This is a genomic window from Hymenobacter elongatus (genome assembly GCF_004745955.1).
GTDB classification, from domain to species: Bacteria; Bacteroidota; Bacteroidia; order Cytophagales; family Hymenobacteraceae; genus Hymenobacter; species Hymenobacter elongatus.
Genome location: NZ_SRLD01000034.1, coordinates 18041 through 42733 on the forward strand (window position 1 = coordinate 18041; position 24693 = coordinate 42733).

Annotated in this window: 16 protein-coding genes and 1 pseudogene; 6 read left to right on the forward strand and 11 right to left on the reverse strand. The window is 60.8% G+C overall.

What is annotated here, in order from left to right; genetic code table 11:
* The first annotated feature begins 8 nt into the window (after nt 1–8).
* The 3 genes from E5J99_RS15740 to E5J99_RS15750 all read left to right on the forward strand — a co-directional run bounded on the left by E5J99_RS15740 (nt 9) and on the right by E5J99_RS15750 (nt 3217).
* On the forward strand, nt 9–2018 hold the full coding sequence (locus tag E5J99_RS15740; protein WP_167852173.1) for a putative porin: 2010 nt from the start codon (nt 9–11) through the stop codon (nt 2016–2018).
* Between the two features lie 40 nt (nt 2019–2058).
* Entirely contained in the window at nt 2059–2670 is a 612-nt protein-coding gene (miaE, locus tag E5J99_RS15745) for a tRNA-(ms[2]io[6]A)-hydroxylase (protein ID WP_135498773.1), read from the forward strand.
* Between the two features lie 85 nt (nt 2671–2755).
* Nucleotides 2756–3217, forward strand: coding sequence for a hypothetical protein (locus tag E5J99_RS15750; RefSeq protein WP_135498774.1), 462 nt, complete (start codon nt 2756–2758; stop codon nt 3215–3217).
* Nucleotides 3218–3348: 131 nt separating this feature from the next.
* Here E5J99_RS15750 and E5J99_RS15755 read toward each other — a convergent pair whose 3' ends face one another.
* The 3 genes from E5J99_RS15755 to E5J99_RS15765 all read right to left on the reverse strand — a co-directional run bounded on the left by E5J99_RS15755 (nt 3349) and on the right by E5J99_RS15765 (nt 7482).
* Nucleotides 3349–5196: a glycoside hydrolase family 2 protein gene (locus E5J99_RS15755; protein WP_135498775.1), complete on the reverse strand. Its 1848-nt coding sequence runs from the start codon at nt 5194–5196 to the stop codon at nt 3349–3351.
* A gap of 127 nt (nt 5197–5323) precedes the next feature.
* Nucleotides 5324–6028 (reverse strand): DUF6252 family protein, encoded by a 705-nt coding sequence (locus E5J99_RS15760; RefSeq protein ID WP_135498776.1) that lies wholly within the window; start codon nt 6026–6028, stop codon nt 5324–5326.
* Between the two features lie 182 nt (nt 6029–6210).
* Nucleotides 6211–7482, reverse strand: a complete 1272-nt coding sequence (locus E5J99_RS15765; RefSeq protein ID WP_394345953.1) for an asparagine synthetase B — start codon at nt 7480–7482, stop codon at nt 6211–6213.
* A gap of 237 nt (nt 7483–7719) precedes the next feature.
* On the opposite strand from E5J99_RS15765, the gene E5J99_RS15770 reads away from it, so the two are divergent.
* The 3 genes from E5J99_RS15770 to E5J99_RS15780 all read left to right on the forward strand — a co-directional run bounded on the left by E5J99_RS15770 (nt 7720) and on the right by E5J99_RS15780 (nt 10592).
* Nucleotides 7720–8958, forward strand: a complete 1239-nt coding sequence (locus E5J99_RS15770; protein WP_135498777.1) for an ABC transporter permease — start codon at nt 7720–7722, stop codon at nt 8956–8958.
* A 73-nt stretch (nt 8959–9031) separates the two neighbouring features.
* Nucleotides 9032–9283, forward strand: a complete 252-nt coding sequence (locus E5J99_RS15775) for a hypothetical protein (protein WP_135498778.1) — start codon at nt 9032–9034, stop codon at nt 9281–9283.
* 625 nt (nt 9284–9908) lie between these two features.
* Nucleotides 9909–10592: a helix-turn-helix transcriptional regulator gene (locus tag E5J99_RS15780; RefSeq protein WP_135498779.1), complete on the forward strand. Its 684-nt coding sequence runs from the start codon at nt 9909–9911 to the stop codon at nt 10590–10592.
* A gap of 83 nt (nt 10593–10675) precedes the next feature.
* On the opposite strand, the gene mtaB is transcribed toward E5J99_RS15780, so the two are convergent.
* The 8 genes and pseudogenes from mtaB to E5J99_RS15820 form a co-directional block, all read right to left on the reverse strand.
* On the reverse strand, nt 10676–12016 hold the full coding sequence (gene mtaB, locus E5J99_RS15785) for a tRNA (N(6)-L-threonylcarbamoyladenosine(37)-C(2))-methylthiotransferase MtaB (protein ID WP_135498780.1): 1341 nt from the start codon (nt 12014–12016) through the stop codon (nt 10676–10678).
* Between the two features lie 323 nt (nt 12017–12339).
* Nucleotides 12340–14388, reverse strand: a pseudogene (locus E5J99_RS15790) (heavy metal translocating P-type ATPase).
* An 87-nt stretch (nt 14389–14475) separates the two neighbouring features.
* Nucleotides 14476–14670 carry a hypothetical protein gene (locus tag E5J99_RS15795; RefSeq protein ID WP_135498781.1) on the reverse strand — a complete coding sequence of 65 codons (195 nt, stop codon included), beginning with the start codon at nt 14668–14670 and terminating at the stop codon, nt 14476–14478.
* A complete protein-coding gene (locus E5J99_RS22305; protein ID WP_167852174.1) occupies nt 14654–14761 on the reverse strand; it encodes a YnfA family protein in 108 nt (35 codons plus the stop codon). Before E5J99_RS22305 ends, E5J99_RS15795 begins: the two co-directional genes overlap by 17 nt.
* Nucleotides 14762–14831: 70 nt before the next feature.
* Nucleotides 14832–16007 (reverse strand): efflux RND transporter periplasmic adaptor subunit, encoded by a 1176-nt coding sequence (locus tag E5J99_RS15805; RefSeq protein ID WP_167852175.1) that lies wholly within the window; start codon nt 16005–16007, stop codon nt 14832–14834.
* Between the two features lie 110 nt (nt 16008–16117).
* Nucleotides 16118–20524, reverse strand: coding sequence for a CusA/CzcA family heavy metal efflux RND transporter (locus E5J99_RS15810; protein ID WP_135498783.1), 4407 nt, complete (start codon nt 20522–20524; stop codon nt 16118–16120).
* A gap of 437 nt (nt 20525–20961) precedes the next feature.
* Entirely contained in the window at nt 20962–21297 is a 336-nt protein-coding gene (locus E5J99_RS15815) for a four-helix bundle copper-binding protein (protein WP_135498784.1), read from the reverse strand.
* A gap of 131 nt (nt 21298–21428) precedes the next feature.
* Nucleotides 21429–24653, reverse strand: a complete 3225-nt coding sequence (locus E5J99_RS15820; RefSeq protein WP_135498785.1) for an efflux RND transporter permease subunit — start codon at nt 24651–24653, stop codon at nt 21429–21431.
* Nucleotides 24654–24693 lie beyond the last annotated feature (40 nt).

The following is a 24693-nucleotide window of genomic DNA, read 5'->3' on the forward strand; positions in this document are numbered from 1 at the left end:
TCCTTCCGTTGCCTCGTTTCCGCCCGCTGAGTCGTGTTTTCCCGGGCCTGGTGCTCGGCCTGTTTCTGCTGGGCCCGGCCGCCGTGCGGGCCCAGGTGCTCGACGACTCCACTAAGGTGCTCTACGGGGCGAAAACGACCCGCATCATCCGGGAGGAGGATATTCTGCGCGAGCAGTATGAAGGCCGTCTTATCGATACCACCCTGACCAACCAGATGCAGGCCCGCTACTGGTTTCACGACAGCACGTTTCAGCAGGATCTGGGCAACGTGGGGACGGCCTCGCGCCACCTGCTCTGGCAGCCCAACCTGGCGCTTGGGGCCCGCTTCGGCCGCAACGCCTTCGACAAGTACGTGCGCAACTCGGCCACTATTCCGTATTACGACACCCGCTCGCCCTACACGTTTTTTCGCTTCATTCAGAGTGGGGCCGGCGAGCAGGTTTTTGAGCTTTCCTACACCCGCAGCATTGGTAAAAACACCAATATTGGCTTGGCCTACGAACGGTTTGCTTCCAACAAAGCCCTACAAACCAACGGGCGCGAAGGGCTGGCCGAGCATTCCAACGTGCTGCTGTTTGCCCGCTTTCAAAGCAACAATGACCGCTACCACGGCCTGTTCAACGTGAGTACGGCCCGGCACCGGGCGGCCGAGCAGGGCGGTATTCGCTACCAGCCCGCCGATACGATTGGTGGCCTACGCACGCGCAACCTGTTCGACTACGCGTTGGAGCGGGTAAATCTGACGCAGGCGCTGAACGTGGATGACCGGGATGAGGTGCGCCTGGTACAAACCTACCGGCTGCTGGGCCGGGGCCTCACGGCCTACCATATTGTCGATTGGAAGCGCCAGTTCAACAAATACAGCGACGAGCGGCTGATAACGGACCCCTTCACGAACCGCCTGCAGTTTTACCCGCGCGCCTTGCTGAGCCCCACGCTGACCAACGACCGGGCTGAGTATCGCCAGTGGGAAAATACGATAGGCGTAATGGGCCACACGCCCGCTGTGGAATACCGCCTCTACGGCCGCTACCGGGATGCCAAGCTCAGCGCTCGTAGCTACTACGAAACCGCTGGTGTGGGCCAGATCAGGCCCACGCTGCCGACTGCGCCGCAATACGGCCAGGTATTTCTGGGCGGCACCGCTGGTTTCCGCTACCGTAGTCTGGTGGCCATCGAAACGGCGGGCGAAATACTAGCCGTGCAAACCGTGCCCGAGGGCAAAGGACTGAGCGAATACTGGGTGCGCGCCTCGGCCCGGCTGGGCCCCCTGAGCGGGGAGTTTCTGAGCTCTTCCTACGCGCCAACGTTGACCCAACAGCAGTTCAGCGGTAACCATTACCGGTGGGACTACACGGGAGAATCTACTAAATTCCGCAATACGCTCGTCAACCAGATTACGGGCCGCATCAGCCAGAAGCTGGGCCGGCAGTATGTGGAGCTTTCCGGCAGCGTGGTGAACATCAACGACTTGGTGTATTACAAGCAGGATTCCTCCTCCGCGGAAAAAGGCGTAGAAGTGTTTTTCAAGACGGAGGGCCGGCCCGCGCAGTTGCCGACGGCCAAAACCCTGCTGATTGGGGCGCTACGCCACCGTTTCAACGTGGGTAGGTTCTTTTTCGACAATCAGGCCACCGGTACCATCGGCGGCGACGGGCAGGGGCTGCGCATCCCGGGCCTGGTGGCCAATGGCAAAGTGTATTACCAGAACTATCTGTTCAAGAAGGCGTTATTCGGGCAGATCGGGGCTGAGGTCTACTACCAGTCAGGCTTCAAACCCTACGACTATAGCCCCAGCACCCAGCAATTCTATTTGCAGGACCGCTTCACGGCCCGCAACTATTCCGTGGCCGATGTGTTTGTCATTACCGATATCAAAACGGTGTCCGTTTTCCTGAAAGTGGCTTACGTCAACCAAGGCCTCTACGACTTCGGTAATGGCTACTTCGCCTCGCCTCTGTACACGGGACTGCCCCGGCGGTTTCAGCTGGGTATCAAGTGGCAGTTTTTTGATTAAGTTACTGGGAAACTACGCGCCATCCCGGCGTGCATAAGATATGGAAGCACCGGAATTCAAGGAGAAAACCATCCTTAAGCTCAAGCTGAATACCGACCCGCGGTGGGTGAATATTGCCAGCAAAAATATTGAGGATATCCTCGTCGACCATGCGTACTGCGAGCAGAAAGCAGCCAGTACCGGCATTTCGCTCATCGTGAAGTATCCCGAGAAAACCCGTCTTGTGGATGAGCTTACGGCGTTGGTGGCGGAAGAATGGGCCCACTTCGAGCGGGTGCTGCTGGAGCTGCGCAAGCGCGGTTTTGCCCTGGGCCCGCAGCGGCGCGACGACTACGTGGTGCAGCTCATGACCCACGTGCGCCGGGGCGACCACCGCGACCGGCAGCTCATGGACATGCTGCTGGTAAGCGCCCTGATTGAGGCCCGGAGCTGTGAGCGGTTCAAGCTGCTCTGGCAGCACATTCCTGACCCCGACCTCAGTAAATTCTATTACGAGCTGATGGTGTCGGAAGCCGCCCATTTCGTGAGCTACGTAGATCTGGCCAAGGAATATCGCGACCCAAAGGAGGTGGATGTGCGGCTGCAGGAGCTGTTGAAGATAGAAGGTGACATCATTACCAACCTGCCCGTGCGCGACGACCGCATGCACTAAGTGAAGCAGCAACCAGAATCATTAGTTGGCACGAAAGATGAGCATCTCGCGTAGTCTTTGCCCAAACCGTCGTACTCCCCAGTATATGAAAGCGTTATACGCCCTGCTGCTTTTGCTTTTTGCGACGACGGGACTGGCTTTTGGCCAGACTGCCCCGCCCAAAGTAGACTTCTGTGGTCAGCAGTATGCCGTGCCGGCCAGTGCCACGCTGGTGTCGCCTTACCAGGTGCGCTCCGAGGAGTTCGACATCATGCTGATGTACGTCAATTACGGGGACCTGCGCAGCGGACCGGCCGAGTATAGTAAGGACCGGATGAAAAAGCTGAAAGGAATTGACTTGCAAGAGGTAGCGTGTTTCATTCAAAATACGCCCGCCAAAGCCTACAAGTTTGGCTACCCCACCGACAAGGGCATGGCCTATGAGATACTGGCATATGGGGTGAATAAGGGACAGCCGGTCGTGATTCAGCTGACGCTGGACGTGGACCCCTACAGCAACAAGGAGATTCCCGAATTTCCCCGTCAGTTCGTGCATTTCGACAAGTAGCTGACCAGCCGCTGTTGCGCTTAGCGGCGGTACACTGGAATCTCAAAAAAAGCCTTGCATCTGCTGGAAAGGCAGATGCAAGGCTTTTTCGCGTTTGTGAAGTACTGTTTTGGCTTGCCGAATCACTTGCCTTAGGCTGGCCCTTGAGTCTGTCGGGAGTTGAGCAGCCCCGCCGGCACTGAGAGTTCTCCGGTGTGCGGATCGATAACGCCGTTGCGCTCATCCTCAATATTGGTGGCCTGCGTGTATACGTCGCCGGCAATGGGACGGGAGCGGAGCTCCTGCTTAAACTGCCGGATACGCTCGGTGCGCTCCTCACCGGCTTGGGGGCCGCCATAATCGGCAAAGCCAAAGCCGCCCCATTCGCTCACAATCAGGGGTTTCTGACGCCGGTAGAAGAAGGCATCGCCGATAACTAGCGGGAAGGCAGCTACGCCAATCAGCTCGCCTTGCACGAGGCGGTCGAGCAGGTCGCGCCAGCGGGGAAGGTCGGGGGTGTAGAGGTGGGCCGTGAGTAGGTCGGACTTCAGGCGGCCTTCAGCAGAAATATGTTGCCAGCCATCATTGTCAACAACCAGAAACTGCGGGTGCTCAATCTGCAGGTAGTGGTAGGTATCGGTGATGTAGCGGCGGGTTTCGGGGTTAGTGGCAATATCCTGGCAGCCCCAGTCCTCATTGTACAGGCTCCAGATAACCACCGAGGGATGCGACTCAATCAGGGCTAGCATGCGCAGCAGCTCCTCGCGGTGGTTCTGGCGGCTGCGCGGGCTGGAGGTGTGCGGACTCGGCACTTCCACCCACAGCAGCAGGCCCAGTTCGTCGGCCAGGTTATAAATGCGCGGATCGACACCGGCAATATGTACCCGCACCAGGTTGCAGCCCAACGCCAGCATGGCGTGCATGTGGCGCTGCATTTCCTCGTACGTGGCCGTGCCGGGCTGGTAGAGAATACCGTCGAGGTAGGTTGGCTTGTTGTTCAGGTATACATGCTTGCCCCGCGACTCAATTTTGCGCAGGCCAAAGTGGGTTTCGATCTGGGCCGCGTAGCCATCCGAATCAATGAGTTGAGCCACGAGCTGGTACAGGTGCGGGGTTTCCGGTGACCAGAGCCGGGCACCGGGCATTTCCATCACCACGCGCTGCTGCTTCTGGCCGGCTTCGAGGCGCAGGGGAAAATCGGAGCTGAACAGCGGCGGCACTCCGTTTTTGCGGCCCTGCTCAAACACCTGCAGACGCAGCGTGTAGGGGCCCGGGTCGTGGATGCGGGTGGCGATGTTGAAGCGCACCAGCTGGTCTTCCACCACGCTATCGACGCCCAGGCGGGAGCGGAGGCGGTTGCGCTCCACCATTTCGAGCCACACGCTGCGTACGGCCCCGGTGTAGGTTTGGTACCAGATGCCGCCGCGCTTATAAATGTGCGACTCCTGCTTGCCACGGGTGGTTTCGGCGTCCATCGTGTCGGCGATGCGTACCGTAAGCCGATTGACGAGGTGCAGATTTTCTTCCCGCAGTTCATAAGAGAATGACGTGTACTCGCCGTAATGGACGTCTTCGCCCTCAATCGTGCGCAGCTGGCGGCCGTTGAGCCACACCCGCGTTTCGTAGCCGCAGGCCCCGAAAGTGAGCTGAAACATGGAGCGCAGCAACGGCGCTTCGATTTCGGGTAGCGTAAACTCCCGCTCGTACCACGCCACCACTTTATCCTGCCACCCCGACGGCTGACTTTGCCCCTTGGCCTGCGCCATGTGGGCCTCGATGGAGCCCGGCCACTGGGCCTTATGCTCGTAGTTGTGGCCCAGGTGCCAGCCATCCCGCAGGCCGCTGTCGTCGGCATCAAGGGCAAAATTCCATTCGCCGTCCAGCAGCACGTGGTTGTTGAGTCGCAGCACGGCGCGGGGCAGCGGGTTGCGCATTTCCTCAATCGGGCGGGTTTCTTCCTGGCTGGCCGACAGGCCGTAGTTCGTGTGTTCGGAGTTCATTGGAAAGGCGTTAGGTAGAAACCGGACGATGGCTGACTATACGTAACGAGGCCCGAACACAGGCGAAAAAATGCTGACCCCCGCCAGCACGAAGCGGCAGGGGTCAGGCAATCAATCGGGGCGGGTCCTAAAAGCGTAGGGCAAATGTGCCGTTGGTTACCGTGGCGTACTTGGCCGGATACGAGCTGGGGTCGGTGCCATTGAAGCCGAAGCTGCCGCTGATGGTGCCGTTGGCTACGCTGTAGGTGGTGATGGTAACGGTGCCGCTGCCATCGGCCAGGAAAGCGCCCGTGCGGATGCCGCCGTCCAGGCGCACCAGCTGGCCGATTTCGTACGTACCGCCCAACCGGTAGGTGCCGTTGCCGGAAAAGCTCCGGTGAAGTGTGAGGCTCAACTGGTCGCGCCGGGTGCCGTTGCTGGCCTCTGCCGTGAGGCTCAGAATGTGGCCCGCATCATCTACCTGCCCGGTAATGGTGCCGGAGCTGTATTGGATACCGTCGGTGGTCCAGCTCATGGTGCCGCTGCGGACGGTACCGTCGGAGCTGACCGTGACGGTGCCCGCCCCGGCCTTCTGGCCGGCCACAATGGTAATGGTGCGGTTGGCCGGGGCCGTGTAGCCGGGGGCGGCAGTGAAGCTCAGCGTGTACTGGCCGGGAGCCAGGTTGGCGAGGTTGAACAGACCCGTGGTGGCGTCAGGCAGGACTGGAAACATGAGCCCGCCGCTGGAAGTTGCTGTTACCTTCGTAAGGGCCGTGGCCGGAAGCACGGTGCCTTCCAGGGAGCCGGTGGTGGCCACCGCTGGCGGCGTGGGGGTGGGGTCCGACTTCTTCATACAGCCGAAGGGGGTGAGCAGCAGAGTGACGGCCGTAAGCAGTATGATAATACGGGGAGAGGATAAAAAGACCATCAGATAAGCAGAGAGTTACGTAATAAGCAGAGGAAAACCCGTTTCGCGCCAAGCAAGCTGACACGAAATAGGACAAGATAAAGATGAAAGAAAAAGGCCGGGCCAACTCAGGTTTTTTGCTTTTTCTTCTTGGCTGCTGGAAACAGTATGTTGTTCAGAATCAGCCGGTAGCCGGGCGAGTTGGGGTGCAGCGACAGGTCGGTCGGCTCCTCTTCCACCAGGTGTTGGTAGTCCTCCGGGTCGTGGCCGCTATAGAACGTCCAGGTGCCTTTGCCCAGCGTGCCGTGCATGTAGCGTACTTCGCCCGAGGCCTTATTATCGCCCATCATCACCACATCCGACTTGATGAGCTGCTTGCGAAACGCCGTGGTTTGACCCATGAAGCCTTTCACCGTCTTCTCGTGGTTCTGGGTGAGCATGGTCGGTACGGGGTCATACTTAGCCGAGAAGGTGAAGAGCTGGAAATAGTCGTTGTCCTCGTACACGCCCCGCTCGCCGGGCTGCATATCGATGTTGGAGTACTCATACTGGTACGGGTCGCGCACGATCTGGAAGTCCTTAAAGGCCAGGGTGCGGTTGAAGTTGAGCTTGGATTGGGCAGTAGGGTCGGCCGGGTCGCCGTCGTACATGCTTTCCACCATATCCAGGCCCAGGCCAGCCAGGGCAATATCGTAGGTGTCGGTGGCCGAGCACATAGCGAACTGAAAGCCGCCGCCGGCAATGAACTCCTGCATCTTAGTCACCACCGCACCTTTCATCTGGCTCACCTTTGCGAAATTATGCCGCTTGGCAGCCGCTTCGGCGTCGCGCTGCTGCTGCTGGTACCAGGGGCGGTTGCGGTAGGAGGCATAAAACTTGCCGTATTCGCCCGTAAAATCCTCGTGGTGCAGGTGCAGCCAGTCGTACTTGGGCAGCACGCCGTTGAGCACGTCGTCGTCGTAGATTTCGGTATAAGGAATTTCGGCGTAGCTCAGCACCAGCGTCACGGCATCGTCCCAGGGCTGCTTGCCCTTGGGCGTGTACACCGCAATTTTGGGGGCCTTCTCCAGCTTCATGATGTCCATGTTGGCGTTGGGCTCGGCTATTTCGGCCAGAATGCTGCCGTACTGCGCTTCCGAAATCACCTGGTAGGTGATGCCCCGCACGGCCAGCTCATTTTCCAGCCCCTGGGCGTTTTCGCAGGCAAAGCTGCCGCCCCGGTAGTTCAGCAGCCAGTCGACTTCTACCTGCCGGGCCAGCAGCCAGTAGGCTATGCCGTAGGCCTTCAGATGCTCTTTCTGCACCTGGTCCATGGGAATAAAAACATGGTTGGCCCACGCCACGGCCGGGCCGCCGAGCCACGCCGCAACCAGCAGCAAAAGAGGCAGAATTCGCTTCAGCACCATCGGGTTCTGCTAAGTCAGGGGGGAAGGTAAAATAACCGTACAACAAACAGACCCGCAGAATTCCGTCGGGGTTGCCAGGTTGGGCAAACAGGCCTAAACAAATGTAGCGAAACAGGCCGGAGTTTGCCGGAAAGCGGTTACCTTGCGAAACCAGCTATTGAGGCCAAATCAGCGTTTGCGCTCGATTAAACCATTTTTAGCCGCTTCGCCCGGACGATTATTGTCGCTGCTATGCACCTGCTCGAAAACATCAAGGAGGCTTTCCGCTCCATTCACAGTAATCTGCTGCGTACCGTTCTTACGGCCCTGATCGTGAGCATCGGCATCATGTCGCTGGTTGGCATTCTGACGGCCATCGACGCCATCAAGTACTCGCTGAATCAGACATTTGCCAGCTTGGGTGCCAATTCGTTCGAGATGAAAGCCAAGGGCTACACCAACCGCGTCCGGCGCGGCGGCGTGCAGGGCAAAACCTACCCGGCCATTACCTACCTGCAAGCCAAGCAGTACAAGGAGCAGTTGGGGGACGAAGGGCAGGTGGGCATTTCGGCCTACATTGCCGGAGCCGCCGAAGTGAAGGCCGAAGGTCAGAAAACCAACCCCAATATGAACGTGGTGGCGGGCGACGAGAACTACCTTCAGATTCAGAATTATAACCTCTCCCGGGGCCGGGCTTTTTCGTCGATCGAACTGGACAATGGTACCAATGTGGCCATTGTGGGCAAGGAAATTACCGACAAGCTGTTTCCCAACCAAAGCCCCGTCGACCGGTATATCTACCTGCTGGGTCGTCGGTTTCAGGTGGTGGGCGAGCTGGAGAAGAGCGGCAGCACCATGGGCGGCGGCGGGGCCGACCGTATGGTGCTGATTCCGCTGGAAACCGGCAACCAGATGCCCCGGCAGCGGGCCCTGACCTACGACATTAAAACCGCGACGCTGGACCCCGAAAACCTAACCTACCTCACGGGCCAGGCCACCGGCATCATGCGCGCCGTGCGCCACGACCAGCTGGCGCAGCAAGACAGCTTCGAGGTGGAGCGCAGCGACTCGTTGGCCGGCAAGCTCGATTCGCTGTCGGGTAATCTGCGCATGGGCGGCGGCCTGGTGGGCTTCATCACTTTGCTCGGGGCCAGCATTGCCCTGATGAATATCATGATGGTGTCGGTGACGGAGCGCACCCGCGAAATCGGTATTCGCAAGGCTTTGGGGGCTACCTCCCGCCAGATTCGGCAGCAGTTCCTGATCGAGGCCATCGTAATATGCGTGCTCGGTGGCCTGCTGGGAATCGTGCTGGGTGTCACGATGGGCAACTCTATTTCCCTCTTTATTGGGGAAGGAGCTTTCCTCGTGCCGTGGTTCTGGATGACGATGGGCCTGGCTATCTGCATTGCCGTGGGCCTGGCCTCGGGCTACTACCCGGCCAGCAAAGCCGCCGGCCTCGACCCGATTGAGTCCTTGCGCTACGAGTAATAACTGCCGCAAACGGGCGGGTCTTCAGCGCACATAAGCCCAGTAGTATGTTCGGTTTTTCGTTTTAGTATCCTTGCTAAGCCGGGCCGTAAACGGCAACTCCCAGCGGCGCTCCGATGAAACTCAGCTGCGTCAGGAGCTCTTGGCGCAGCAGCGGCGGCAGTTCCTGTACGCCCAGATTCCAGACGTGTACGAGGCGGAGCAGCGGTTTGGATCTGCGTTTACGGCACTGGTCGAGCTACTCGTACGGCACGACTTGGCGGGCTTGGGTACTGCCGCCGCCGGCTCTCCCCTGTATCCGGAGCTAGCGCGCACTGTGCTGTAGCAACTGCCTAAAGCGCACTAGTATCCGCAACTGCTGGAACTCGTGCGCCGAGAGGTGTCGCTGTAGTTTGGCCGCCGTTGCGCCGAGTTAAGTGAAGTGGATATGCTGGCCCAACACACTGATGCGTGGCGAGCCCAGTTGAGGCGGAATGAATTGGACTCGGCCTAACCAACTGCCTGACGAAGTATTCGTCAACCGTAGCAACAGCCTGATAAAATCGTTCAGCTACAATAGCTGCCGCCGACCTGTTCATCCCTTCAGATATGATAGGTGGATGAGGTTTGCTATGGTCGGGAGAGGAAAGAGAAGTAGGGTAGGAGCACCACGGCGAAGAATCGAATAAGTCATTTACGCAAGCGCGCTATACTACTGGCCTTACCATGCTTTACCGGTGTGTGGATAGTAGGGAAAAAGAACGCCATGCGGCGCGTAGCGAAGCATCTCGCGCGTGGTCGTTGAATTACTACTCATACGTCAGCACGCGAGATGTCTCGCCTTGCTCGACCAGAACATTCTTTTTTCTTACTGTCCATAACCGCCTAGCTGGCAAAGGGGAAATGAATAATCGTTGTTAAACATTTGGGTGTATATTTGCTTTTCGGTATCATGAAAATCATTTGGGTATATGGAAGTCTCAACAACAGTAGGAGAGCGGTTTAGTGAGCTTATATCTCATTTGGGTATAAGTAAGAATGCCTTTGCCACCTCTCTGGAAAAGACGGCGACGGTTATTCAGCACATTGTGGATGAGCGTAATAAACCCGGATTTGACCTTTTGTGTAAGGTATTTGAGGTATACCCAAATGTATCAAAGACTTGGGTTCTTCAAGGCGTTGGCCCTATGCTTGCCACCGACCCGGCGGTTGCCACCGGTGCTGACCAAGCTACGCATCGGAGCCGGCCAATGCAGAGCGCTAGCCCTGTTGCGGCTTCAACAGCTACTAAGGCTCCGCTGCCGGTAGCAGCCAGTGCTTCGCCCGTACCAAAAGAGCTACCGCAGACACCCGATAAAATAATGGCTCAGGATGCCATCGAAGCTGAAACCAGGCCAGATACTGTGCCTGCTCAGCCTGTTCCTCCTAGTACAGCCGCTGCTGCTGCCCCCATCAGTGCCGAGCCGTCGCCGGCTGTGGTTGCCGTCGCAAGCGTGGCCGCCGCACCAGCTGATACCAGTTGGCAGACTGCGCTATACACGCAGCAGATGGCGCATCAACTGGCAATGGCTGAGCTGCGCAACCAGCATTTGCAGGAGCAGCAACGGATGATGCAACAAATGATGGATCTGATGAAGCAACAAATGTTTAAATAATATATTTCTCATTTGGGTATATAAAAAGGCCTGTCAAATCAATTGACAGGCCTTTTTATATGTTGTGGAAACCCCAAGGGATATCAGTGATGAAAAATATCCACGCCAATTTCTTCGGCCTCCATAACGTTTTGCGAGTTGACAGCTGCCAAGCGCAGATGCTTTACCTCACCTACTAACAGTGGATCATATTTGGCTACCACCCGGATATAGTTGGGCGTGAAGCCTTCCATCTGGCCATTCGTCACGTCGTCTTCGAATAACACCTGAGCTGCCGTAGCGAGGTGCTGTTCGTAGAAGAACCGCTTCTTCTTTTCCGAAAGGCTCCGTAGCTGCGTCGTCCGGTCGTGGCGGTGGCGGTCCTGCACGCGGCCGGGCAGCGTGGGGGCCAGGGTATTCTCGCGCTCCGAATACGGAAAAACGTGCAGGTAGCTGATATCCAATTCGTTTAGAAACTGGTAGGTTTCCAGAAAATCAGCCTCCGTTTCACCGGGAAAGCCCACGATGACATCCACCCCGATGCAGGCATGGGGCATTACTTCTTTAATCAGTGCTACGCGCTCGGCGTAGAGGGCGCGGCGGTAGCGGCGGCGCATCAGGCCCAGAATCTTATCGGAGCCGCTTTGCAGCGGAATGTGAAAGTGGGGCATGAAGCGCTGCGAGCGAGCTACGAAGCGAATAATTTCGTCGGTGAGCAGGTTGGGCTCGCAGGATGAAATGCGAAACCGCTCGATGCCCTCGACTGTATCCAGGGCCTGTACCAGGCCGTAGAAATCTTCCTGCCGCTCCCGCTCGGGGCCTTGCAAGCCGAAGTCGCCGAGGTTGACGCCCGTCAGCACGATTTCCTTAACGCCGGTTTCGGCGAGCTTCTGTACGCGCTCCACCACGCTCTGCACGCTGCCGGAGCGGCTTTTGCCCCGGGCCAGCGGAATGGTGCAAAACGAGCAGGAATAGTCGCAGCCATCCTGCACCTTAAGAAACGTACGGGTGCGGTCGCCGTAGGAGTGGGCGGCGTGAAACTCGGTGGCGGCGGCAATAGGAGAGGCGTAGACCTGGCCGGGCTGACCGGGCGCGGGTTTTTCGAAGCCGGCCAGAATATCGACCAGCTGAAATTTTTCGGCGGCACCCAGCACGGCGTGGACACCCGGGATGTCGGCAATTTCCTGGGGCTTGAGCTGCGCGTAGCAGCCCACGATGGTCACGAAAGCCTCGGGGTTATGCTTCAGGGCCTCTTTTACCACCTTGCGGCACTTGCGGTCGGCGTGGTCGGTGACGGAGCAGGTATTGATAACGTAAATATCGGCCGCGTCCTCGAAGGCAACTTTGTGAAAGCCGCGCTCCTCAAACTGGCGGCCGATAGCCGACGTTTCGGAGAAGTTGAGCTTACAGCCCAGCGTGTAAAAGGCAACTTTTTTGGTTTCCATATACAGCGTGCCTCCAACAACCGGTAATTCCGGGCAAAAGGACACTTTTGTTTTGTTACTTGACCACTAGCGACGAGCCATAACACTGGGTCGGGGCCGGCCGCAGACGCTTGCGGCCCGTTCTGCTATGTTCCGTGGGGGTGGTGTTTTGAAACCCATAGCACGGAACCAGCAAGCGGCCAGAAGCGGTGAAACAGGCCCGCAAAGGTAGTCGTTTTACCAACGCCAGCCGCGCTTTGGTTTCCTGGCGAGCATCGCTGTGGTTGAAAAAAAATGTTCTGTATCAGGCTGCGGGGTAGTAAAAATTCAGCCTATCGCTCGGCTCAGAATTTCATCTGCTGGATGCGCACAGCGTTGAGAATGGCCAGCAGGGCCACGCCTACGTCGGCAAATACCGCCTCCCACATCGTGGCCAAGCCGCCAGCCCCGAGGGCCAGCACCACGCCCTTCACCACAAATGCCAGCCAGATATTTTGCCAAACCACCGAGTGCGTGGCGCGCGCAATGCGGCGGGCGGTGGCAATCTTGCTCGGGTGGTCGGTTTGGATAACGACGTCGGCGGTTTCGATGGTGGCGTCGGCGCCCAGGCCGCCCATGGCAATGCCCACGTCGGCCAGGGCCACCACGGGCGCGTCGTTCACGCCGTCGCCCACGAAGGCCAACTTGCGACCCGCGTCCTTGTAGTGCTGCACGTAGCGGGCCTTGTCTTCGGGCAGCAAGTCCCCGTGCGCCTCGTCGATTCCTAGCTCGTTGGCCACGCGCTGAGTGGTACTGTCTTTGTCGCCCGAGAGCATGATTATTTTGGTGATACCGTCGGCCCGCAGCTCCTGCACGGTCCGGCCCGCGTCTTGCTTAGGGGCGTCGGCTACGGTGAGGTAGCCGGCGTACTTCCCGTCGATGGCCGCCACCACGATACTATCGGCCACCTGGTCAACTTCCGGCGGGTAGGGTACGCCGAATCTGGTGAGCAGCTTGGTGTTACCGGCCAGCACGGCGCGGCCGTCGACCTGGCCGCGCAGGCCGTGGCCGGCTATTTCTTCCACGTTGTCGACGGGGACGCCGGCCGCCGCCGCGCCCACGTGCAGCACCACGGCCCTGGCAATGGGGTGCGTGGATTTAGTTTCGAGCGCGCCCACCAGCCGGAGCAGCTGGGCGGCTTCGGTGGCGGGGGCGGGCTACACCTGCCGCACGGCAAACACGCCCTGGGTGAGCGTGCCGGTTTTGTCCAGCACCACGGTGTCGATTTCGCGCAGCACATCCAAAAAATTGGAGCCCTTGAACAGGATGCCCGCCCGCGAAGCCGCCCCGATGCCGCCGAAGTAGCCCAGCGGGATGCTGATAACCAGCGCGCAGGGGCAGGAAATGACCAGGAACACCAGCGCCCGGTACAGCCAAGTGCGAAACACGTAGTCGTCGACTACGAGCAACGGCACCAGGACCAGCAGCACCGCCAGCGCCATCACGATGGGCGTGTATACGCGGGCAAACCGAGTAATAAACTGCTGGGTTTTGGCCTTGCGGCCCACCGCATGCTGCACCAGGGTCAGAATTTTGGCCAGCTTGGTGTCTTGGTACGTGGCCGTTACCAGCACTTGCACCAGTGCTTCCTGGTTTATCATGCCAGCCAGCACCACGTCGCCGGTTTGCTTGGTTTGGGGAACAGATTCGCCGGTGAGGGCGGCGGTGTTGAAGCTGGCTGGGCCGGTGGTGAGGGTGCCGTCGAGGGCCACTTTTTCGCCGGGTCGCACCTCGATGGTATCGCCCAGCTGCACGGCTTTGGGGTCGAGTACCAGCCTTTGGTAGCCGCGCACCACGATTACCTCGGTGGCCTGAATTTCGAGCAGGGCCCGAATGCTGCGCTTGGCCCGGTTCACGGCCGCGTCCTGAAACAGCTCGCCCACGGTGTAGAACAGCATTACGGCCACGCCCTCGGGGTACTCGCCCAGGGCAAATGCTCCGAACGTGGCCAGGCTCATGAGCAGAAATTCGTTGAACACGTTGCCGCTGGGAATGCTGAGCACGGCGGCTTTCATCACTTTCCAGCCCACCAGCCCCACTGCCAGCCCGTACCAAAGCAGCCGAACGGAGCCCGTAAAGAAAACAGTAGCGTAATAGTCCAGCGCCAGGCCGGCCAGCAGCAGCCCCAGACTGAGGGCCGGCGCGAGGTAGGGGCGAGTGCCGGGCGGGCCATGGTCATGACCTTCGTGGTCGTCGTGGGCGCTGTGGTCGTGGCCGGGCACGTCGTGCCCTTCCGGCGAAGCCGCCGCCCCGGACGTGAGCTGTGCGCGACTCAGGGCACCCACGTTTTCGGGCCGCACCTGTTTGGCGGTATTCAACTCCTCGTTGGTGTTGGCAGATGTCGGGTTTGGCATGAGAAGCAGCGCAAGACAATGAAAGCGGGAAGCAGCACTAAAGCCACTTATCCCTAACGGCAGCGGCTGGTAAACAGGCTACCGTTTCTACTCGTTCAGGGCCGGGGCCGGGGCCGGGGCCACCACACCACACCACACCACACCACACCACACCACACCACACCACACCACACCACACCACACCACACCACACCACACCACCGATGCCCACGAAACAGATGGCCCCGCTGATGCCGTCGAACCAGTCGGGTCGGAAGCCGTCGAACTACCAGGCCCAGGCAATGGATATGAGGATAAAAATGCCGCCGTACACGGCGTAGGTTTTGCCAAACGCAGCAAACTCAATTGCGCCGAGACCAGCCAGAAAAAACACCAACCGCGGCTGTAGAATCGACAGGATAAGGAGTAGGGGACGACTGTGAAAAAGGCAGTGCCAGCAAGGCTTACTCTTCCTCCTCGGCGTTTTTGAGCTTGCTCAATAAGGAGTACGCCCCTTCTACGACAAAGCGCAGGGGTTTGCCGGCTTCGGCGGCGGGCAGACGCACTTCGGTGTAGCCGTCTTCGCTCACGCCCCGGGTCACGGGCACCAGGCGGTAGGTGACGGAACTGGTTTGAGTGGCAGCACTTTCAGCCACAAATACGTAGGCAAGCCCGCCGAACTGCACCACGGCCTTTTCGGGCAGCGTAGGCACGGTGAGGCGGTTGGTTTCGATGACGGCCCGCACGAAGGTGCCTGGCAGCAGCTGCTCGTCTTCGCGGTCGAGGTGGCCGTGCACGCGCACGGTGCGCTCGTCGCTGATGGTTTTGCTGATGAGGTAGACGTGGGCCGTGCGCTCCCGGCCCACCGAGTCATTGCCGAGCGAGAAGCGCACCAGCTGGCCTTCTTTCACCTGCGGAATGTCTTTTTCGAACACCATCAGCTCCACATGCAGGTGCTCGGGGTCCACGATTTCGAACAGCACGTCGGTGGGCGTCACACTCTGACCCACGCTCACATTCACGGCCTTCACGAAGCCGCCGGCCGGGGCCCGGAGCGCGGTGGTGCTCACAATAGCACCGCCACGGGGCAAACCGGCCAGCCGCAGCCGGGCGGCCTGGGCATTGGTCTTAATCTGCAGCGCCTCGTACTCGGCCTGGGCGCGCTGGTAGTTTTTCTGGGGGGCTACTTCCTGCCGGTATAGCTCGGCCTGGCGCTCGTACTCGGCCTGGGCAAACGTGAGTTGGCTGCGCGATTCCAGATAGTCCTGCTGTAGCTGCACGAAATCGGGGTTGCGGATAACGGCCAGCACCTGCCCGGCGCGCACCTTTGTGCCCTGCAGCAGCGTGGTGCGGTCCACGATTCCGCCCAGCGGCGCACTCACCGACACCAGATTTTCCGGGGGCACGTCGAGCACGCCGTTCACCTTCACGCCGCCGCTCATGGGCCGCTCCACGAGGCTGCCGAGTCGAATGCTGCCGGCCCGTTGCTCGGCGGCAGACAGCGTAACACGGTCGGCCACGGCGGCTTCGGCAGCCGCTACGGTGGTGGCTGCAGCAGTTTCCGTTTTAGCAGACTCTTCTCTGGTGCCACAGCTGGCTAGCAGGCTCAACAGCAACAAGTACAGGGGTAAATGACGCATTATGGAAGCGGTGAAATTGAAGTTTGGTGTCCTGCTGGGGTAGTAAAAGCCGAGGCACATTTTCACGCTAAGAATAACGCTTAGCTGAGCGTTCCGGCTCAATTAGCGGACTATTGCGCGCCCAGCAGGTATTCCAGCTCGATGACATTTTGGTTGTGTTGCAGCAGCGCATCGAGGTAGTCGAGGCGCTGGCGGCGGGCCCGCTCCAGGTGGAGCAGGTAGTCAGAATAGCCCGTTTCGCCGGCTTTGTAGCCCAGCGTGGCCAGCCGGGTGATGACCGTAGCCTGGGGCAGGGCAGTTTCTTCGAAGTAGCGCAGGCGCTGCTGCTGCTCGTCGTGCCGGGCCAGCAGCTCGTCTATCTGGCCTGCCAGCTGGGCCTGGCCCCGTTCGAGGCCGGCCTGGGCCACTTGCTCCTGCAGGCGGGCGGCTTGCACCCGCGCCTTTTGTGGCCCACGCCACAGGTGCGCGGCCACGCCCGCCTGCACGCCCTGGAAGCGGGTGCCGGGGCCGTAATAGCGCTCCATCCCCGGCCCCACCTGCTGGTAGCCGATGAGCGACTGGTTGAAATAGCCCACTGTAAACTCGGGTAGCCCACGGGCCTGCTCCACGCGGGTTTCGGCCCGGCGCTCGGCCACCAGTTGCCGCAGCACCTGGGTCTGGGGGCTGCGGGCCAGCGCGGCCGTATCGGCAGGCGCGGCACTCGTCAGAAGCGCTAACGGACGTAGTACGCTGTCGGCCACGGTCACGGCGGCGGCCACTTGCAGCAGGGCCTGCAGCTGCCGCTGTGCCACGCGGAAGTCGGTGCGGGCGGCCAGCAGCTGGGTCCGGATTTCACCTTGCTGCACCAGGGCCGTGGCGGGCTCCAGGCGGGCTACCTCGCCGGTTTTGAAGCGCAGGTTGGCGGCGCGCAGGAATTCGGTGTACAGGCTGTCTTGCCCGCGCAGCACTCGCAGCCGGTGGCGGGCGTGCACGGCCTGCTCGTAGCTCTGGCGGACTTGGCGGCGCAGCTCAGCCCGCACCTGGCTCAGCTGAACTTGCTGCCCGGCAATGCGGGCATCGGCCAGGGCGGCGGCGCGGCGGTACACCCCGGGCAGAGCCAGCGACTGGCTGATGGTGAATTGATTGTCGTGGTTGGCGGAGTTGTACTGGCCGTAGCTGCCCTGCAAGGTGGTGCGCCCGAAATCATAGGCCGCACGGCGTACGGCTTGCTGGGCTTCGAGGGCGCGCTGCCCGCCCAGCACCGTGCCGTTGGTGAGCAGCGCCTGGTCTACGGCCTGGGAGGCAGTGAGTGGGCCCGCTAGCGGCACCTGTTGCGCCTGGCTCTGCGGCGGTAGCAAGAGCAGCACTACCAGCAACACGGCCGTTAGGGTAGCTGCTTTGGCCGAAACCGGCACCTGCTTGGCGGCGCGGCGCTCCGCCAGCGCATACAGCACGGGCAGCACCAGCAGCGTGAGCAGCGTGGCCGACACCAGCCCGCCGATGACCACCGTGGCCAGCGGCCGTTGCACCTCCGCCCCGGCCGACTGTGACAGAGCCATGGGCAAAAAGCCTAATGAAGCTACCGTGGCCGTCATCAGCACCGGGCGCAGGCGCACTTCGGTGCCGTGCAGGATGCGCTCCATCAGGTCCGTCACGCCTTCGGCTTTAAGCTGGTTGAAGTAGCCGATGAGCACGATGCCGTTGAGCACGGCCACCCCAAACAGCGCAATGAAGCCCACCCCGGCCGAGATGCTGAACGGCATGCCGCGCAGCCACAGTGCCAGCACCCCGCCGATGGCCGAGAGCGGAATAGCCGTAAAAATCAGCACTGACTGCTTAAAGGAGCGGAAGGTAAAGAACAGCAGCACAAAGATGAGCCCCAGCGCTACCGGCACCGCAATGCGCAGCCGCTCGGTGGCCTGGCGCAGGTTCTCAAACTGCCCGCCGTAAGTGGTGAAGTAGCCCGGAGCCAGCTTCAGCTGGCGGTCGAGCTTGCTTTGCAGCTCTTCCACCACGGTTTCCACGTCGCGGCCCCGCACGTTGAAGGCCACGGTGATGTAGCGTTTAGCATCGTCGCGCTGAATCTGGTTCGGGCCCTCGCGCAGCTCCACGGTGGCCACCTGCTCCAGCGGCACCTGGCGGCCGTTGGGGGCGGCCACAAACAGTCGCCGCACGCTATTGATGTCCCGGCGCAGGTCGGCGCGCAGGCGCAGCACCAGGTCGTAGCGGCGCTCCTGCTCGAACACTTGGCCGGCTACTTCGCCGGCGAAGGCCGTTTGCACGGTGCGGTTCACGTCGGCCACGTTCAGGCCAAACTGGGCCAGTCGGCCACGGTCTAGCGCCACCACAATTTGCGGCAGGCCCGTCACCTGCTCCACATATACATCTTCGGCCCCTTGGGTTTGGCGCGCCAGGCGGCCGGCCTGCCGGGCGTAGTCGCCCAGCTGCTGCAGGTCCTCGCCGTAGATTTTCAGCACCACATCCTGCTTAGCGCCCGAAATCAGCTCGTTGAACCGCATCTGGATGGGCTGCTGGAAGCTGAACGTGACGCCGGGAATGACGCTCAGGGCGGCGGCCATCTTCTCGGCCAGGGCTTCCCGGTTGTCGGCCGAGGTCCACTCTGCCTGGTCTTTGAGCACGATGATCAGGTCGCCGGCTTCCACGGGCATGGGGTCGGTGGGAATTTCGGCCGAGCCGATTTTGGCCACCACCTGCTTCACCTCCGGAAACTGCCGCTTCAGAATGCCCCCGGCCTGCTGGGCTTTTTCCACCGTGTAGCTCAGCGACGAGCCGGTGAGCGTGCGCATCTCCACGGCAAAGTCGCCCTCGGTCAGCGTCGGGATGAATTCGCCGCCCAGCGTGCGAAACAGCAGAAACCCGCCCACCAGCAGCCCGGCCGCGCCCGTCAGCGTGAGGGCCGGGTGGCGCAGCACGCCCTTCAGCAGCGGGTGATAGAGGCGGGTGAAAAAGGCCATCATGCGGTCAGCGAAGTTTTTTTTCACCTCCGTGGAGCGGCTCAGAGCCAGCGCGGCCATCATGGGCACGTAGGTGAGCGAGAGAATGAAAGCGCCCAGGATGGCAAAGGCCACGGTTTGGGCCATGGGCCGGAACATCTTGCCTTCCACGCCAGCCAGGGCCAGCAGCGGCAGGTACACGATGAGGATGATGATTTCGCCAAACGCGGCCGAGGAGCGGATTTTGCTGGCCGCGTGGTAGGTTTCCTCGTCCATCTGGGCGGTAGCGAGGCGGTTGCCGGCCACCCGCAGCTGCCCGCCGTGCAGGCGCAGCACAATGGCCTCCACAATAATTACGGCCCCGTCCACAATCAGCCCGAAGTCGATGGCACCCAGGCTCATCAGGTTGCCCGACACGCCAAACAGCCGCATCAGGCTCACGGCAAACAGCATGGCCAGCGGAATCACCGAGGCCACTACCAGCCCCGCCCGCCAGTTGCCGAGAAACAGCACGAGCACAAAAATGACAATCAGCGCGCCCTCCGCCAGGTTGGTGCTCACGGTAGTGATGGCTCGGCCCACCAGCGTGGATCGGTCCAGAAACGGCTCTACGGTTACGCCCTCGGGCAGGGTTTTGCGGATGGTGGCCATGCGCGCCTGCACGGCCCGGATAACCTCGGCCGCATTGGCTCCCTTGAGCATGAGCACCAGCCCGCCCGTGACTTCGCCCTGATTATTCAGCGTCATGGCACCGTAGCGTACGGCCGCGCCCAAGCGCACCTCGGCCACGTCGCGCACCAGCACGGGCAAGCCGTTGGCGGTGCTGCGGACGACAATGCGGCCGATGTCGGCCGGGGTGGCGGCTAGTCCTTCGGTGCGGATGAAGGCGGCCGTGGGGTTCTGGTCGAGGTAGGCCCCGCCGGCGTTCTGGTTGTTCTGGGCCACGGCTTGGTACACCTCGGCGATGGTTACGCCCAACGAGCGTAGGCGCTCGGGGTCGAGGGCCACTTCGTACTGCTTCAGCAGGCCACCGTAGGAGCTGACGTCGGCCACGCCGGGAGTGCCCAGCAGCTGCCGGCGCACCAGCCAGTCCTGCATGCTGCGCAGCTCGGTGGGGCTGTATTTCTTTTCGTAGCCCGGCTTGGCGCGCACCAAGTACTGGTAGATTTCGCCCAGGCCAGTCGTTACCGGGCCCATTGCCGGCCGCCCCACGCCGGCCGGTATCTGGCTTTCGGCCTCGCGCAGCCGCTCGGCCACCTGCTGCCGGGCCCAGTACACATCTACCTGATCTTCGAACACGATAGTAACCACCGAGAGGCCGAAGCGCGAAAACGAGCGGACTTCCTCCCGACCCGGAATGGTAGCCACGCTCTGCTCCACCGGAAACGTGACGAGCCGCTCGATGTCCGTAGCCGCCAACGACGGCGCCACGGTGTACACAATCACCTGGTTGTTGGTAATATCGGGCACCGCGTCAATCGGCAGCCGGCTGAGTGAGTAGCCTCCCCAGGCCACCAGGGCCAAGGTCAGCAGCCCGATGATAAGCTTGTTGTGAATGGAGAAATAAATCAGCCGGTCGAACATCCGCTGGAGTGGTTTAAGTCTAACACGTTCAGAAAATTGCGTCGCTCTGCCGGGTCCGCATCAGGAGACTAGCGCGGTTTCGCAGTCCGTGGACGCCGTACCGCTAACTGTGGCCAGTGGTAGATGTTGCTGACCAGCTCAGATGGGATAAGTAGTGGCACTAGGTACGTTGCCATATCGAGCGGGCCTACCGAAAAAGCAGGGTGTCTGCCGAACATGCGCCTATACGAAGCGACACAAACATAACGCATAGCGGGTACTACGTTAGCGTGATTTTAGGAGCGGTGCACGGGTAAAGCGAACTACAAAGTTCACGAATGCAGATAAGTGTGTTGGCCAAAATGGCGGTGGCTGGCACCCGAGTACGCCAACACTACGGCCATAAAAAAACCAGCCTGCGTGGTGACAGACTGGCTTTTTATGGCAGTGAAAATACGTTAGGCAGCCACTGCCTGGCGGCAGGCCTGCTCGCAGCGGCGGCAGGCTTCCGCGCACTCCTTGCAGTGCTGCATGTGGGCACCGTGCTTTTCGCACTCGTCGCCGCAGGCTTTGCAGATTTCGGCGCACTCGCGCATCACGTGCTGGGCGTGCTCCGAGCCGCGGGCCACAAAGCGGGCCGTGAGGGCACACATGTCGGCGCAGTCACGGTCGATGCTGATGCAGCGGGCCATCATTTTCACGTCTTCCTCTTTCAAGCAAGAAGATGCGCAGTACTCGCAGGCAGCAATACAAGCGTTGAGGGCGTCGAGCAAGGATTGGTTGTGGGTGGGCATGATAAAAGGGGATTAAGGGTAAAAGCTTCCGTATGCTTACTCTGATACCTCCTACTTCGTTATGCACAATTCGGCTTGAAGCTTATATAATCCAGCATCGCCGGACAAATACCCGCAAGCAAGAACGGGGCTCAGACCCCGGCGGGCCGACTGGAATTCTGGTCGGCTAGCGGCGTGAGCGGCGCGGCGTCCAGCTCCCGCGGGTGCGCATCGAGGCTGACTTCGCCGTGCCCGCGCCGGTACTGCGCCAGGGCTTTTTCGCCCACGAGCCAGAACACCACCGGCGTCACGATGATGTCGAGGAAGGTGGAAGAGAGCAGGCCGCCCAAAATCACCGTGGCTACCGGATACAGGATTTCTTTGCCCGGCGCGTCCTTGGCCAGCGTGAGCGGAACCAGGGCCAGGGCGGCCACCAGGGCCGTCATCAGCACGGGCACCAGCCGCTCCAGCGAGCCGCGCACGATCATCTCCTTGCCGAACTTTTCGCCCTCGTGCTCCACGAGGTGGATGTAGTGCGAAATCATCATGATGCCGTTGCGCGAGGCGATGCCGGTGAGCGTAATGAAGCCCACCAGCGAGGCAATGCTGAACGTACCCCCCGTGAGCAGCACCGCCACCACCGAGCCAATGAGCGCCAGCGGGATATTCAGCATAATCTGCCCCACCATCAGCGGCGACTTGAAGTGCGAAAACAAGACCAGGAAGATGCCGGCCAGCGAGAACAGGCTGAGCCACAAAATCTTCTGCGAGGCCGACTGCTGGCTTTCAAACTGTCCGCCGTAGGTGAGGTAGTAGCCGGGCGGCAGCTTCACCTGCTGCGCAATGCGGGCCTGCACTTCCTTCACCGTGGAGCCCAGGTCGCGGTCAGCCACGTTCATCGAGATGCTGATGCGGCGCTGGGTGTTTTCGTGGTTCACGGTATTGGGGCCGGGCTCGTAGCTTACGTCGGCCACCTGGCTCACGGGAATAAGGGCGCCAGCGGGCGTTTCGATGCGGGTCTGGGCAATGGTGGCCACGTCGTTGCGCTGGTTTTCGGGTAGTTTCACGATGAGGTCGAAGCGCTGCTGGCCATCGAGCATTTGGGATACCACCTCGCCCTGAAACAAGGTTTCGAGCGTGGCTACTACGCTGCCACGGTCGAGGCCGTAGGCGCGCAGGGCCGCGTCGCGGGGGCGCACCAGCAGCTGCGGAATCTGCACTTGCTTTTCCACCTGCAGGTCTACCACGCCGGGCACGGTGGCGGCGGCATTGCGGACTTCGTTGGCGTAGCGGCGCAGCTCCAGCAGGTCGTTGCCAAACACCTTAATAGCCACCTGGGCCCGTACGCCGCTCAGCAGGTGGTCGAGGCGGTGGGAAATGGGCTGGCCGATGTTCACGTTTACGCCGGTAATCAGACCCAGCTTTTCGCGCATGTCAGTCAGAATTTCGTCGCGGCTGCGCATTTCCAGGCCTTCCTTTTCCAGCTCTTCCTCGGTTTTGAAAGCCACTTCGATTTCCGAATTGTTCACCGATTCGGCGTGCTCGTCCAGCTCGGCGCGGCCGGTGCGGCGGGCCGTGTAGGCCACTTCCGGAATCTTGAGCATCTGCTGCTCGCCCAGCGTACCCAGCTTGTTCGACTCCGCCAGCGAGGTGCCGGCCGGGGCCGAGAAGTTCACCGTGAGCGAGCCTTCGTTGAAGGGGGGCAGAAACTCGGTGCCGAAGAAGGGCACCAGGGCGGCGGCCAGCACAAACAACAGGCCGGCCGTGCTCAGTACCAGTTTTGGGTGCAGCAACCCCCAGTTCAGCACACTGGTATCCTTGCGCTTCAGCCAGCGGATAAGGCGGCCTTCCTGCTCGGCTTCGCGAATCTGCTTCATCCTGGGCAGTAGATAGTAGCACAGCACCGGCGTGACGGTGAGCGACACGAATAGCGAGGCCACGATGCTGGTGATGTAGGCAATGCCCAGCGGCGCGAAAATGCGGCCTTCCATGCCTTCGAGCGCAAACAGCGGCAAAAACACCAGCACCACGATGATGGTGGCGTAAACGATGGAGTTGCGCACTTCCGAAGAAGCCGCGTAAATGACTTGCAGCGCCGGTTTCGGGTTGGCCAATTGCTGGTTTTCGCGCAGTCGGCGGAATACGTTTTCCACGTCCACGATGGCGTCGTCCACCAGTTCGCCGATGGCAATAGCCAGTCCGCCCAGGGTCATGGTGTTGATGCTGATGCCCGCAAAGCGAAATACCAGCGCCGTGACGAGCAAAGACAACGGAATGGCTACCAGTGAAATAAAGGTGGTGCGCACGTTCAGCAGGAAGGCAAACAGCACGATGACCACCAGAATAGCACCATCGCGCAGGGCTTCCTCCACGTTGGAAATCGACGACTCAATAAAGTCGGCCTGCTTAAACAGGCGCGTATTCACCCGCACATCTTTAGGCAGCGAAGGCTTGAGCTCTACCAACGCCTTTTCTACTGCTTCCGTCAGGCCCACCGTGGCCGCGCCGGGCTGCTTCTCGATGCTCAGAATTACGGCCGGCTGGCCGTTCACGCTGCCGTCGCCGCGCTTGAAGCGGGCTCCAAACTCCACGCTCGCCACCTGCGCCACCGTGATGGCCGAGCCCTCGCGGTAGCCAACGATGATGTTCTTGATATCGTCGACGGAGCGCAGGCGGCCCAGGTTGCGGATGAGCACCTCCGAGCCGTTGCGGTCGAAGAAGTTGCCGGTGGTGTTCAGATTAGAGCGGCGCAGCGCGTCTTCTACCTGCGTGATGGTGAGGCCCACGGCGTTGAGGCGCGGCATGTCGAGCAGCACCTGGTATTGCAGGTTGTCGCCGCCGATGGGAATGACCTGGGCCACGCCGGGAATGCTGAGCAGACGCTGGCGCACGGTGTAGTTGGCCAGCGTGCGCAGGTCGGCAGCATTCGTCTGAGCCCCACCCGAGAGGCCCACGAGCATAATCTGGCCCATCACCGACGAAATAGGGCCCAGTACCGGGGCCACGCCCGTCGGCAGCTGCTCCCCCACAGTTTGTAGCTTCTCACTCACAATCTGGCGGGCCGTGAAGATATCGGTGCCGTAGTCGAACTCCACGAACACCATGCCCAGGCCAATGGCTGAGTTAGAACGCACCGCGGCCACGCCGGTAGCGCCGTTCAGGGCCGTTTCCACGGGCAGCGTCACGAGGGCTTCCACTTCTTCGGGGGCCATGCCAGCGGCTTCCAGAAACACGGTCACGCGGGGCCGGTCCAGATCGGGCAGTACGTCTACCGGCAGCTGGCGGGCGGTGTACGTGCCAGCAATGAGCAGGCCCACGGCAAAGGCCAGCATAAGCAGGCGGTTTTGCAGAGCAAAGCGAATGATGTTATCGAGCATGGGATTGGAGCAGGTTGAGCGAAACACCCTCTATCAGCTG